This window comes from Paenibacillus sp. FSL K6-1230 (assembly GCF_038002385.1).
In the GTDB taxonomy this organism is placed as follows: domain Bacteria; phylum Bacillota; class Bacilli; order Paenibacillales; family Paenibacillaceae; genus Paenibacillus; species Paenibacillus massiliensis.
Window position 1 is genome coordinate 4,294,106 of the sequence record NZ_JBBOCK010000001.1, and the last position, 14,317, is coordinate 4,308,422.

Annotated in this window: 10 protein-coding genes; 3 read left to right on the forward strand and 7 right to left on the reverse strand. The window is 49.1% G+C overall.

Annotated elements, in window-relative coordinates; translation table 11 throughout:
• Window positions 1-44: 44 nt before the first annotated feature.
• The 4 genes from MKX74_RS18825 to MKX74_RS18840 form a co-directional block, all read right to left on the reverse strand.
• Complete coding sequence (locus MKX74_RS18825; RefSeq protein WP_341179414.1) at window positions 45-2,567, reverse strand: WG repeat-containing protein; 2,523 nt, start codon at window positions 2,565-2,567, stop codon at window positions 45-47.
• 248 nt (window positions 2,568-2,815) lie between these two features.
• Window positions 2,816-3,847: a 2-keto-3-deoxygluconate transporter gene (gene kdgT, locus MKX74_RS18830; RefSeq protein WP_341179415.1), complete on the reverse strand. Its 1,032-nt coding sequence runs from the start codon at window positions 3,845-3,847 to the stop codon at window positions 2,816-2,818.
• A gap of 77 nt (window positions 3,848-3,924) precedes the next feature.
• On the reverse strand, window positions 3,925-4,872 hold the full coding sequence (locus tag MKX74_RS18835; protein ID WP_404821505.1) for a tripartite tricarboxylate transporter substrate binding protein: 948 nt from the start codon (window positions 4,870-4,872) through the stop codon (window positions 3,925-3,927).
• A gap of 238 nt (window positions 4,873-5,110) precedes the next feature.
• A complete protein-coding gene (locus tag MKX74_RS18840) occupies window positions 5,111-7,432 on the reverse strand; it encodes a helix-turn-helix domain-containing protein (protein ID WP_341179416.1) in 2,322 nt (773 codons plus the stop codon).
• Between the two features lie 568 nt (window positions 7,433-8,000).
• On the opposite strand from MKX74_RS18840, the gene MKX74_RS18845 reads away from it, so the two are divergent.
• Together MKX74_RS18845 and MKX74_RS18850 are read left to right on the forward strand one after the other, a co-directional pair.
• On the forward strand, window positions 8,001-9,380 hold the full coding sequence (locus MKX74_RS18845) for an HD domain-containing phosphohydrolase (RefSeq protein ID WP_341179417.1): 1,380 nt from the start codon (window positions 8,001-8,003) through the stop codon (window positions 9,378-9,380).
• A gap of 172 nt (window positions 9,381-9,552) precedes the next feature.
• Window positions 9,553-10,305 carry a YdcF family protein gene (locus tag MKX74_RS18850; RefSeq protein ID WP_341179418.1) on the forward strand — a complete coding sequence of 251 codons (753 nt, stop codon included), beginning with the start codon at window positions 9,553-9,555 and terminating at the stop codon, window positions 10,303-10,305.
• A gap of 124 nt (window positions 10,306-10,429) precedes the next feature.
• Here MKX74_RS18850 and rhaD read toward each other — a convergent pair whose 3' ends face one another.
• On the reverse strand, window positions 10,430-11,263 hold the full coding sequence (gene rhaD, locus MKX74_RS18855; protein ID WP_018884794.1) for a rhamnulose-1-phosphate aldolase: 834 nt from the start codon (window positions 11,261-11,263) through the stop codon (window positions 10,430-10,432).
• Between the two features lie 337 nt (window positions 11,264-11,600).
• Between rhaD and MKX74_RS18860 the strand changes: the two genes are divergently transcribed.
• Window positions 11,601-12,131, forward strand: coding sequence for a hypothetical protein (locus MKX74_RS18860; protein ID WP_341179419.1), 531 nt, complete (start codon window positions 11,601-11,603; stop codon window positions 12,129-12,131).
• Between the two features lie 202 nt (window positions 12,132-12,333).
• Here MKX74_RS18860 and moaA read toward each other — a convergent pair whose 3' ends face one another.
• Both moaA and MKX74_RS18870 read right to left on the reverse strand, forming a co-directional pair.
• The gene (gene moaA / locus MKX74_RS18865; RefSeq protein WP_445667285.1) at window positions 12,334-13,335 is read right to left on the reverse strand and encodes a GTP 3',8-cyclase MoaA; all 1,002 of its coding nucleotides are present in this window, start codon (window positions 13,333-13,335) and stop codon (window positions 12,334-12,336) included.
• A 355-nt stretch (window positions 13,336-13,690) separates the two neighbouring features.
• Window positions 13,691-14,296 (reverse strand): restriction endonuclease, encoded by a 606-nt coding sequence (locus tag MKX74_RS18870; protein ID WP_341179420.1) that lies wholly within the window; start codon window positions 14,294-14,296, stop codon window positions 13,691-13,693.
• Window positions 14,297-14,317: the final 21 nt, after the last annotated feature.

Genomic DNA, 14,317 nt, shown 5'->3' on the forward strand with positions numbered 1-14,317 from the left:
GTATACATTGCTAGTGTATGGAAAGGAGTGCCTGACGGTAACGGCTATGAACTATATGGCGCTTGGTGAAAGGCCTGCCAGAATTCTCCCTTTGTATTAATAAGGCTACGAATCTGAATGAATGGAATGGTAAAGGTCGGAAAGCCAGCGGCATAGGGTGCAATCTCATAGGGCTCAAAGTACAGATGTAGTGCATCCTCTGTGACATAGAAGGGCTGATCCTCTTTTATACCTGTGTAGCTATCCGGGAATACGTAAGCATATTGCGGGTCGTTGCGAATCTGCTCTCCCACGATCCTGCTGAGCTCCCGTACATACGGACTGCCAGGCTTGAACAAATCCTTCAGACTATACATACGTCCATTACCCAGGTTAATGATGGCGTAGATCAATGAAGGCATACCATGTGCTGCACCAAGCGGATAGCGGTACCCTGTGAGCTCCAGTTGAAGCAGGTAATAGCGGTAAAAGGAGACCTGGAAGTCGCCTGTATACGTATAATCCAGTTTTTGATCCGAAGGCACAGGCTTGACCTGCGACAGCTCCTTGAGCCTGCGATTGAGCCTCTGTGCAGCGGTACGGTCTTGAATTCCCTCCACCTGCGGATAGTACACGAGATAGTCAGGGTTCGGATGGTACTTCTCCTCTCGCACGGCATATGGCGGTGCAAGGGGAATTAGCGTATTTTGCTGCCAGATGAGCTGACCTGTGCGCGTTACATAGCTTAATCGCTGATCTATGAACGCCTGAATCAAGCCATGCGAGACCAGCTTCACGCTCCCCTGCCCTCGAAGTCGTGGATAGCCCGGAGCCGGACGCCCCGTCAAGTCAATGAAATACGTCTCCTTGCCGTCAGTTGCAGATGCCAGTCCATCCTGATACGATTCCAATTCTGCATAGATGAAGTCTGTCAGCCTTCGCCCATTCCAGTCCGCAATGGCATAATATGATCCCAGGAAGGGCTGCGAAGGATCGACAGCCCTTCCCAAAGCCAGCCGTCCTGCATCCAGATTGCGAATATCGTTGTATTCCGGCTGCACAATGTATCTGCCCTGTCGGTCGATGACACCATACAGGTACTCTCCATCCTCTGACGTATTTACGATAGCCCTCCCTTGCTGAAACGGCATCGCGAACGTAAATGTAGGCTGAATCACGACATCCCCACGCTCATTAATATATCCATATTTCCCGGCTTCCTCCTGCTGGAAGGACATTAATCCGTCCGAATAGGGACCGACACTTGGATAGCTATATTCGTGCAGCTTGGTTCCATCCTTCTGAATCAGTGCATAAGCCCCAGCTGGCAACTTCACAATCGCACGATCCTCTTGAAAATCATAAGCCTCTTCATACTGAGCTGGAATGACTTCGTGGCCTGCGCGGTCCAGATAACCATAACGTGTCTGCTCCTGACCACCTGCACCTGGCACCTGAATCGTGTCGCTAAAAACAGCTCTGCCATTTTTGACTGCGTTAATGTACGAGTAGGCTCTGCGGGTAATAATGTTCCCCTGTTCATTCATTAATCTGTAGCCTCTGGCGTCAGAGACGACGGCAAGACCCTCGAAAAAGGGACCGATTGAGTCATACACAGGCTGGACCACAAATTGAGCTGCTGCATTGATCAGTCCGTATTTATTGTGCTTGCTGACCACAGCCAAACCATGCTCAAAATCTCGGGCATCATCAAATTGCGGCTGAATGGTAAGCTGTCCCGTCTGGTTCATATAGCCCCACTTCAGACCCTCTGTCGTCTTGAGTGACACCGGATATAAGCCCACCGTTCGCCAAAAGCCCTCCTGATAGCCAGCAGTCAGTATCCATTGCTCCAGACCAAGCAAGCGACTTCTGGACGTGGCAGACTGTGACAGCGTTAACGTCCTGCCCACGGTATGTAGCGCTGACTGCAGTGCTCCAGTACGGAGCTGCGCATCAGCCAGATAATAGCCGTACACAGGTTCATCCGGATAGGCTTGCTGTAGCTCTTCATAGTAGCGTATGACTTTCGGAAAGTACGCCGGGTAGGCATCCTGAGCTGCCACAAGCCCGCTGCCGGACCAACGGAAAATATCAACACGATAGGCCGATTCAGTCTCATGAAGCCATAGAGCCAGCTCCGCCACTCCATCAGAACCATGTCCGCCAGCGATGTCCTCCACATCCATATGACTGAATTGGATCGGACCTGGTGTAATATCCCTAAGTCCCGCTTCATCGTAATCGTAGACCGAGAGCAGGCAACGATTAGTATGAGTACGCCAGCCTACAAGCAGCTGCGGCCGCCCTGTACCAATCAATGGAGCAGCGGTGAGTGCAGATACTGCATATCCAGGTCCAGCGAGGTGACCTGCCTGTCTCCAGCTACCACCGTTATTCACCAGCACCAATACATACAAGCTGCCATTCCAGCGATAGACCGCGGCAATATCTGCCTGCCCACTGCCCCTGAGATCCGCAGGCAGAATCGCAGCTTGACCATCAAGTCTCTCCACGTTCATCAGTTCACCGCCATGAGGCACGTAACTCATGACAAGCTCTGACCATGACCATTGGTTTAATGTCATATTCGTTCTCGCCCCTTCACATACATTCATCGCCTAATCGTATGCAGCGAATGGACAAATATGCGAATAAGCCCGCAATTGTTATGACAGGCTGATCAGAGACAATATTCAAGTATTAAAAACAAGTTGTTATAAGAATTAATCTTATAACAACCTGCCTGTATCAAGAAAACTTGCTGCTTGAGCAGTCCTCACAACGTGCTTACTTGTATAGTGAAAACGTACGAGTGAGAATGGGAACGCTTCACCTAAGCTTTGGCAGGAGCCTCTGCATCAATGGAGGTCTGGCCCCCTGCATTTCCTTTAGTGGCACCACTATTCATACTGCCATTCTGATTATTCTTGTATTTCGCCCAGTAGGCCGTCAGGATTGGCACCAGAATGGAGGTCACGATGACTGATGCTGCTACGAGTGCTGTCGCAGATTGTGCCGCTGGCATGAATTCTGGCTTCATCGTCGCGACGATCATTGGATTGGCTACGGCTGCTCCTGCTGTACTGGAGGCTGCAAGTCCTGCGGTCCCATTCCCGCCACCAATGAAGCGATCTGCGAGCATCAGTGGAATGCCTGTTACAATGATAACTGCTATACCAAGCAAGATACCGAGGACACCTGTCTGAAGGATAACGCTAAGGTCAATCGAGCTCCCCAGCGCAAATCCGAAGAACGGAATCAAGGTCTGTGTAGCTTTGCCGAAGAAGGTTCTAAAATCATGATCCACATTCCCTAACAGGAAGCCTACGAGGAAAGGCAGTACTGCCCCTACAAATGCATGTGGCTCGAATACCGCCATACCTGTACTTCCCAGAATCAGCATCGTTACGAGCGGTCCAGATTCCAATGACATCAGTACGAACGCGCCTGCTTCTTCTTTGGAGCCATATTGATTCATGATGGAGGCATACAGCCCGCCATTCGTCATATCCATAGCCGCAATCAAGGCCAGTACGGATAGTCCGGCGAAGAATCCGGTCTGAATTCCGCCTACTGGCAGGAACTGGGCAGCAATGATAGCCACCACCCATGCCACCGCGATCTTGGTTAAAACAAGCGTACCCGATTTGCGCAGCACTGTACCCGTAGCCCTTACATCAATGGAGGCGCCCATACAGAAGAACCATACGGCCAGAATAGGCACGGTACCTGTCATGAGTCCATTCGTAAAGGAACCGAAATAGGCACCCGACGTTGGCCAGAAGGTATGGATTATGGCCCCTATGAACAGCGGCACCAGCATCATGCCGCCAGGAATCTTGTCAATTTTCTTCTTAATGTTCATACATTGATCTATCCTTTCTGTATGCTCCATCCCATTTGTTCTTTATAAGATGAAGCCAAGCTTTAGTTAAAGCGGTATCATTTTCGACTTAGGCCAAGCTCCGGGATCAGTCGTGCGAACAAATCATGATATTCCTTCAGTTGACTACCGAAGCTCTCGCTATCTCTAACCATTAATCCCAAGCCATTTTGTCGCATTCGTTCCCGAAAGATCGGGTCCTCGGTCGCCTGCATGAATGCTTGCTCCAGACGATCCGTAATTTCCTGAGGCGTTCCCTTCGGAACGGCCAGCCCCCTGAGTGTTCCAATGAATTCAAATCTTACGCCAGTAGCCTCATAAAGAGTCGGTACCTTAGGAAGCGCTTCCGAGCGTTCAGCCGTGTTCACAGCCAACGTACGAAGCTGCCCTTGTTCAACTAGTGATTTCACTTCGGCAGGGCTAACTGGAACCGCATCCACAAAGCCGCTAGCCAAAGCCGATACTGCTGGACCGGCCCCTTCATAAGGGATGTGTGTAAACGTAACGCCGCTTTCTTTCTCCAACGTGGCAGCCGCTAGGTGCCAGATACTACCTGTCCCGGCGTTTCCCATCTTCACCTCTCCGGGATGTGTTTTTGCATACTCCAGAAACGCCGCAGCTGTCGTCCATGGCGCATCTGCACGAACCGTGATGGCAGAAGGATCAAAATTCGTCTGGGCAATCGGCTCGAATTTCTCATAGGTAATGGGCAGCAATCCCATATGGGGCAGCGTCGTCAGCTCAGCCACCAGATACGTTACCGTATAACCATCTGGTCGTGCATTTGCTCCCTCCATAAGCCCGATCGCTCCGCCTCCCCCCGTCCGGTTCACCACGATAATCGGCTGATCCAGATACTTCTCGGCAGCCTCAGCCAGTGCTCTGGCCGTGATGTCAGTCCCACCACCGGCAGCATAAGGCACGACCAATGTGATAGGTTTGTTGGGAAAGGAAGCCGCGTCACGTTGCACAGCATCCGAAGAAAATTTGCTGCTGGGTAGCATCATTATAACGATCATTAGCAAAACGATACCTGCTCCTGCAATTACTATATACTTTCGCCATCCATGCCCTTTCACTGCCATCCCCTCTTTTCTGTAGGGTCACCTCCGTCTCTTCATGGTCTGCTTCATGAGGATATCATTCCCTATGGGCTCTGAATCCTGCAGTCGACATTCGTCAGGCGAAGCGCTTATCTCACCTGAAGTGTACCGTAAGAGACGGTGTGCAATCTATCGTATAATCTTATTCCTGATCGTCAAAAACCCCGGCGTTATCGGCATTTGGAGGATCTGCATATCCGCTGGAGGATTTGAAGGTCTCTCTGTACTTGCCTGGTGTAACTGATTTCTGCTTGCGGAAGGTGCGAATGAAGCTGTTCTCATTCTGGTATCCGACCAGCCCGGCAATGTCTGCAATCTTCAGGCTAGAATCCTGCAGCAACTCGCAGGCTTTTTCAATCCGAAGGTTCGTCAGATAATCATAGACGGTGCTTCCCGTCTCCTCCTTGAAGATACTACTGACGGATGAGATGCTCATGCGCACAGCATCAGCAATATTTTGCAGACCGATATTCAGATGCAGATTGTCCTTCATATATTGGATCATTTCCTGCACAAGCTTGTACTCTCTGGATTCACTATGAGCGGTCATATGACCAGATAAATACACAGCTGCTTGTGATAACATAATCTCAATCTCCGAAAGGGTCATGGTCCCTACCTGATTCGTGCTGTAGTGTGCAAGCTCGGACGGCAGCTCAATGCGCTGCAGCTCGGTGAGCTTCAGTAGATCCTGAACCAGCATGTCAGCTGAGATATAGACAACGGACGGTTGAATTCCGTTTTTTCGAATATACTCAGCCCACTGCTGAATCCAGCTCACACAGGCCTCCATATCACCAGATTTCAAGCTGGTATTCATACCGATTCGCCAGGAATCATCCAGAATGCTGCGTGGGTATTCGCCTGTCGGATAGGGAAGGGTCGCATATTCCATAATCGTTCCATAGCCCTCATACAGTCGATAGGAGAGTGCCTCTCTGGCTTCCTCATAAGACTGGTTAATTTGATACACATCCGCTACCGGACTGCCTACTCCAATTGAGATGGTCACATGCAGGTACTCCTGAACCGTCACAATCATGCGCTGCGCATCCTCCAGTAACGAAGGCGCATGTTCTGCCTCTCTTGGCTGAACCACAATGACATAATGATCCTTCTCCGCGGCAATGCTGACTGCTCTCCAGGAGGACATTAGCATTTCCAGAATAATATTATGCAAGGCGTACTTGAGCAGCATCTGATCCTCTTCCCTGTACTCATTGGTCCACTGCCAATAACGGTCAATCGACAACACCAAGACAGAGAGTGGTCCTTCCTCCCAATCCTGGAAGTAGTGCTGCCATTTTGTGCGAACCTCCTGTAAGCCAATGCTCTTGTTCAGGATGTCCTGCACATATTTGGAGCGGAGCTCAGGCAGGCTGCGTTCAGCCACAAGTGACTTCATCTGATATTCGCCCACCCATTTACCAATGATTGGCTCCAGTTCATAGAGATTCACTTGCCGACTCCCACGCTCCCCCGGATTCAAGAGCTGCTGGATTCTTCTGACCGGTCGAAGGGCCGCATAATTATAGTAATAAATCGCTGAACACCCAACCACAATCGAGAGCAATGATAAGAAGAGCATCATGTTCCGGGCCAGATTCACACTTTTCAACATCTGATCCATCGGCACCAAAGATACCAGACGCCATCCTGTCACATCCGAGAAGGTCTGATTCGCCATGTAGGCTAGCCCATCTACCTCTACATAGGTGAACGGGTTCACGTCAAGCTCACGAATGACATGCTGCATGTCTTCCAAAGGCACACTTGTATTCAGCTTTGGGTAGATCAGCTCATGATCCAGATTGAACACATATTGATGGCTGGGGAGATGCGTGTACATTTTGGAGAAAAAACGATCATAGTCCATGTTCACCATAACTGCACCAATGATGCGGCCTTGATCTACGATGGGTCTCACTAGCGACAGCAGCTCCACCTGCCCGGGCGTCTGCGCTTCACCGGTCCATCTCCGCTCAATCAGCAGGGGCTTGCTGTTAATTTCTTGAATCCACGGAATCCAGCTTTGATCGGCTGCATCGCTCCAGCGTGATATATAGCCCTCTTCGCTGGAGAGCAGAGCCTCTTCCTGAAGGGAGATAATATACGCCGAATGGATGTCCTCTTCGCTTGATAGTGCTTTCAATAAGGAAAGCTCCTGCTCGGATGAAGGAGGCATACCACTAGACATCGCCTGAACATATGAAATGACGGCTGGCTGAAACGCCAGGTCTACGGCTTTGCTATCTGATTCCCTGAAGGCACGATTCGTGACGTCCAGATTAATTTGAAGCAACTCCACATTAGGGGTGTTCAGCTCTGTATCCATACCTTTTCTATAGTTGTTATACGAGAAGAGGCCGATCAGCGTAATGAGCAGCGAGACGGTCAGCGTCAGAAGCAGGATTAGCCTGGTCTGCTTATTCTTGAACATGAATTTCAACTTCAAACGAAGCATGGTGTATCTCATCCTTCCAGCCTTGAGCATGTATTGCAATTGCATAAGCATACTGCACTTTTTATTAAAGAATGCTTGCCTGTACGAAAGCATAGACATCGCAATGCAGTATACGAAAAATGCATCATATACTAACTTACACACACAGTATCTCTCATCCTGCATTGTAAGACATTAAAATTTAAATATCAGTGTGCTTTTTAACAGATTCTCCCCTTCTGCCCGCTCATGTCATATACAAATAGTTACTTAACACTCTGGCGCGTCACATAACAGCGAATCATCTGCCCGAACGTCGATAAATCTGTCTGAATCCTGACCAAATGCTCACAAACCCGGCCATTTAGCCGATATTAATTATGACTGGCAACATCATTTCATACAGACTAAAGAAGGCGATGACTTGGACATTTACTCCCAATTTATACGAAAAACAGTTCTGAATTATATTGTTGGATCATTCATCGCCGTGATGTTCACGGGCTTGTTTTTTATATTTGTAGCTATAAAAATGCCTGTAAAAGAAGCACTATTCTTAATGACCGTTCTGATGCTGTCCTTAGTAATAATGATTACAGTGGAGCTTGCTGTATTTTTTCGACATCTGTATCCGATTCACAGAATTTATCGCGAAGGCTCAATTCCGTCCTATGAGGAGCTGCGGAAAGCTTACATTCAGACCCATCGCCTTCCGTTGCTGGCGATCAAGCGCATTGTACTGCCACATATGATGGGGCTGATGATTCCTGGAATATTGTTGACGTATCTGTCCATCTATATGAAGTGGATTCATGTTCCCTACAGCTATCTGGTGCTTGCCATTGTCTGTGCTCCCGTCGTAGCAGGTATGCATGCATTTATTGAATTCTTCCTGACGTCTCATGCGATCATTCCAGTGGTCAACCACATTCGCAGCATGGCTTACAACCTCTATGGTAAGGATTTGTCTCTAGAAGGCTCGGTTCTGATTTCGGTCCGCAAAAAATTTCTGTATAGTGCCTTTCTGATCGGCACCTTTCCATTATTTCTGTTCAGTATTGCAGGCTATATCCGTCAGGACTATCTGGATCAATATAACTTTATGAGCTATTGGGAATGGACGACTATCTTCCTCGTAGCAGGAGCGATCTTCTCATCCTTCGGTGCATGGGTACTGTCCAGGGACATACAGCATCCGATTCGCAACATCACAGCCTCCATGAGAATCGTTCAGCAGGGGAAGCTGGATCATCTAACCCCCGATATTTATTCGGATGAATTCTCCCAGCTGGTAGCCGGCTTCAACCACATGGTCAGAGCCTTGAAGAATCGGGAGGATATGACCAAGCTGCTCATTCAGAGCTATTTTACTACCCTTGCTACTGTGCTGGATGCCAGAGACCCCTATACGGCAGGGCATTCCAAGCGTGTGGCACATTATTCCCATGAGATCGGCAAGCTGGCTGGCTTGACAGACCAGGAATTGGATACCCTTCGCAAAGCTGCGCTGCTCCATGACATCGGCAAGATCGGGATTCGCGATACCGTGCTGCTCAAGGAGGGCAAGCTTACCGATGAAGAGTTCGAGATTATCAAGCAGCATACCGTGCTAGGTGAGAAAATCCTGCTGCAGATCGAGCCAGCTGATGCGATGGTTGAGATTTTGCCGGGAGTACGCTCTCATCATGAGCGCTACGACGGGAACGGTTACCCCGACCGTCTGGCGGGGAACAGCATTCCTGTAATGGGCCGCATTATCGCCATCGCAGATGCTTACGATGCAATGACCTCGAATCGTACCTACCGTCAAGGAATGACGGAAGAGAAGGCTCTGAGCATTATGCTGGAAGGAAAAGGTACTCAGTGGGACCCGTATTTTACAGGTCTGTTCATTGCCAACTTTGAGCGGATTCGATTGGAGCATGAGGATAAAGGAAGCTCTCCTACGAGTAAACATGCTACAATGTAGGCAAAGTGGCATTTTGCATGTGTACGCATCACAAATATAGGTTCAGACGAGCCTGATTTGCTAGAGCCTACCGGCTCTCTTCGTGTCTGCTGACTTTAGCTTGAATGCTGCAGCATGCCCAAAATGCCAGATTCTATGAGCATGAGTAGCTCGTAAAGGGCGGTGTGAATGTATGATTTATCTAATCAAATGGTTGTATAGCTTCGTACTTCCCCCGGGATTGTTCGTGATCTTATTACTAGGCATCAGCATCTGGATATGGAAAAAACAACGCCGAGCAGCTATTACGCTACTCGGCGTTACCGTGTTGCTGTATGCTTCCATGATTCCGTTGACTGGTGATCTGCTCGTTGGTACCCTGGAGCGGCAATATGCTCAGCCACAGGAAGCTCATGGTGATATTATTGTCGTACTTGGTGGTGGTGCCACGCAAGGTACTCCCGATCTTGACGGGGAAGGGAATATGCTGGGATCAGCAGCGAATCGACTGCTAACCGCAGCAAGACTATATGAACAGACAGGCCTGCCGATCCTGTTCTCTGGCGGTCAAGTATTCCCGGACAGTGGGAATGAAGCAGACATTGCCCGTAGACAGCTGCTCGGCCTGGGAGTTCCTCCGCAGGACATTTACACAGAGAACCGCTCCCTGAACACAGAACAGAATGCTAGCTATTCAGCCATCTTGCTTCAGGAGGAAGGCTTTCAGCGGCCCACACTGATTACTTCAGCTTTTCATTTGCCGCGGGCCGTTCTACAATTCCAGCGGGCAGGCATAGAGGTGACGCCCTTCCCGACAGACTATCTCGCAAGCCAGCCGCAGCGCTGGTATGCAGGCAAGTTCTCGCCATCACCCGGCGCTTCATCCGTGATAGGAACTGCCTTAAAGGAGTATTTGGGTATAGCCGCGCTGAAGCTGAAGGACTAATACACATGGACCCGATTAAAATGTGTGCATAGAGCCGCTGCAAGCGGGGAGCCTTGTCGACCACTGTTAAGCTGCTGTTCTTTCGAACGAAGTTAATGAGGTATTGTATGAAACCTGTAGACAATTAGTCCAGAACTCCTGCGCGTGGCGTCACGCCGAATGCTTTTGCCAGGTCTAGGAGCTCCTGCTTCGTGATTCTTTGCTTGATCTCGTGGTGGGCAATCAGCATATAGATCTGGGCTGCCTTCTCTACAGTCTCAATCAGTCCAAAGGCTTCATCAATCGAGCTTCCTGTGCCGAAGATCCCGTGCTGTGGCCACAAGACTACACGATGGTCCTTCATCTTACCTGCCGTAGCACGCCCGATCTCGCTCGAACCGGGAACCATCCAAGGAATGACGCCGATTCCGTCCGGGAATACCACTACACATTCGGTGCACATCTCCCACAGCGTTCTCGTCAGGAGGCGTTCGTCCAGATCATGAATGAACGTCATAGCAATGACATTGGTCGCATGCGTATGAATCACGACCCGGTGTGTAGGATCAACCTTCAGTCGCTCAATGTGGCTCATGAAGTGCGAAGCAAGCTCACTCGTCGGCACACTGCCGTTGCCGAAGCCCCACAGAATCTCCAGCTTCTGTCCATCAGACGAAACGCGCAGCACTCCTAAGTTCATCTCGGGCGCAGCCAGCATGTTCTTGAAATATTTCCCCGAGCCTGTCACCACAAAATACTTGCCCGCCAATTCAGCTACTGGAAAAGCAGGCTCAATTGTCCGAATTACATGATGGATGTCTAAGTAGCTGCTTACCGTCTCCTCATCCAGCAGCCAGCTGATATTACCGCCGTTCCGCTCGTCCCAGCCCAGACTCCACATATCATATGCGATGCCAGCCATTTCCTGAATGAACGGTACGTCGGCAGCATTCACTTCCTTATAGCTTACTTGTCCCATCTTGATCCACTCCTTAAATCTTATATTTTAAAAAGTAAAAATAAATACAGATAAACAATACCTTTTTCACTTTCATCCTACTGCTATATTTTTGTTCAGTCAATAAAACAACACACATAAATTCGTTTTTATTTTTATTTTTCTTTATTTAGTTCTGATTTCAGACAAATTTAATTCTAGAAGCTCGTGTGAATGCACCCGATTTACAACTTTATCCTTTTCGGCTTACAATACAACAAGCAATACCGCCAATAAGCTGTCGATTGCATACGTTATGCAGTTGTTATTAACGCTATGGAGTCAACCAGTAGCAATCCCGAGAGACGGAGGAACGAACATGGATATGCGTCGTATGGCTGTCACACCAGTGCAGGTGCCCTGGATGATTAGCCCATCCTACGACTTTGCCACCTATAGAGGAGATGATCAGCAAGAAGTCGCCATACAGATGATGTGCGGGTATAGTAGTAAGCACTTTGAGAAGACCCTTTCGGAGCTGTCGCTTCAATATGATGGGGACATACCTGATGAAGGATACAATAAGGCCGGAAACGCCCTTGTAGAGATTACCTTTGCCCCAGTGCTCCTCTTCAGCGTGTATAGCAAGCTTCGTGAATGGGAGCGATATGACTACAGTTACTTCGAGCCATATACTCGTGGGGAGCGCTCATTGCAGGAGGAGTGGAACTTTACGGGAATGTGTCCCAATCCAGGCTTCTATGAAGTGATCGATTCACCACTAGGGGCTGTCTACGGCTTCAGCTCCCCCAAGATCAGACATTGGGTGCTGAGCGCACATGATTCATATATAGACGTGCTGGCTCACAGCTTTGAATGGCAGGAGATAGGCTCACAGTCTGAAGCCTGACGGATGAAGGTTCATAGCCATTAAGTAATACACTAGTATGAATGAAAGAACAGCAAGCTTAACAGCAGTCGATAGAGCTCCCCGCTTGGAGCGGCTCTACACTTACATTGGATACGGCCAATACAATTTAGAATGTTATAAATTAACAAAAAACCACCTTCCTCCAGAGTCTTCCCGACCCCGAAGGAAGGTGGCACACCTGCTAACCACCAATATGAGACATCTCCACTTTGCCGTGAGACGTGCGGCCCAGCTCCCGTTCAAGCGAGTACTGATCTGTACGTCCACTCCAGATGGCGTGAACCTGCTCCCTTAGCATGGCATCATCAGCCTCTGATCGCAGTAGCTTGCGCAGATCATGTCCTTTAACGGCAAACAGGCACGTATACAGCATCCCACTCGCAGACAGACGGGCGCGGGTGCACGTGGAGCAGAAAGCATCCGTTACGGAGGAGATCAGTCCAATCTCTCCACGCCCATCCACGAATCTGTAACGAGAGGCTACCTCTCCAGGATAATTCGGAGCAATAGGCTCCAGCGGCCATTGACTTCCGATCCGATCCAGCAGCTCCTGCTTGCTAACAACATGCTCCCGATTCCAGCCGTTCGTATTCCCTACATCCATATACTCAACCATTCTGAGGATGTGGCCCTCATTTCGAAAATATTCAACCATGGGCAGTACAGCGTGCTCATTCACACCCTTCTGCACAACCATGTTGACCTTAACCTCAAGTCCGGCGGCAGCTGCAGCAGCAATTCCCTCCAGTACAGGCGTTATGCGGCTTCGACGGCCATTCATATTCAGGAAGGTCTCATCATCCAGCGCATCCAGACTGACCGTAATCCGTTGCAGACCAGCCTCTCTCAGCTCACTTGCCTTATTGCGCAGCAGACTGCCGTTGGTGGTCAATGAAATATCCTCAGCATCCAGGGCAGCCAGACGCCGAATGATCTCTGTCAGATCCTTGCGTAATAACGGCTCTCCTCCGGTAATCCGAAGCTTACGTACTCCCAAGTCTATGAATAGGCGTGAGATTCGCTCAATCTCCGCAGCAGACAAAATATCCTTGGTAGGAAGGAATTCATAATCCTTATTAAATATTTCCTCAGGCATGCAATAACGGCAGCGAAAGTTACACCGGTCTGTGACCGAAATACGCAAATCTTGCAATGGCCTGTTATGCTGGTCGTATACAGTCATGATGTCCCCCTATCTACTGCAGCTCAGCTAGCCACGATGTATATATAGTATCTCTTAGATTATCATATATACCCGGCTGTGTCCCTCATAAAAACGCCGAGCCCGCTAAAAAGGCTACGCTCCGTCTAGCTGCAGAGTATTCAATTCCTTAATATTCGTTCTATAAGAGTAAGCTACAGACAGCAGCTCGCAGTCGCCAAGAAGAGAAATACACTGGCGCCTATCCAAAAAAAATACCCTGCTGAAGTTCAGCAGGGCCAAGTGTATATCAATTAGGGGGTTATTAATAATTACTATAGGCGAGGAAGCTTAAATAAAAATGAATGCTAAATAAATCTTTGCTGAAAAAGTACGTCTACCCCTGCTTACTACTCTTTCTGCGTAGCTTGCTTTCATTCCAGCCACCCTCACCGAGCTCTGGCTCACGTTCCAGAATATCCATAGCTTCGTCGTAGCGACGCTGCTTGAACAATAAGATCATGTCCTCCAGATCCTCACGATGGAGCAGGGTTACTCTATTCACACCAGCCAAAGTCTTGCAGGAATCCGTGTATCGTCCAGTGGTGATCACAATGGAGCGCTGGGCATGATAATAGTTAATAGACGTAAAAATTTCCTGAACAGCACTCAGACCTACTGGACTCTGCTTGCCATACCGCTTGGCCTGCACTACATTTCTTAGCCCGTGGCGATCTGTGAACACGAGATCTGCTCCGAAGTCACGGCTGCCAGTTGTCTTGAATACCTCATCATAACCAAGCTCTGTCAGCAAACGATGCAGATAAGCTTCGAATTCCGAGCCATCCTCCATACGATCAATATCCTTCATGGTGATTTTGCGCGGGTTCAGCTCTCGTAGTACGCGTGCTCTCCTATGTATGACCCACCGGATCAGCAAGCCTGCCAGGATGAGTAGCCCAATAAGGGCAGCCAAGCCTACAGGCGTATACAATATGTCCATCTTTCGTTCCTTTCTTCTGAA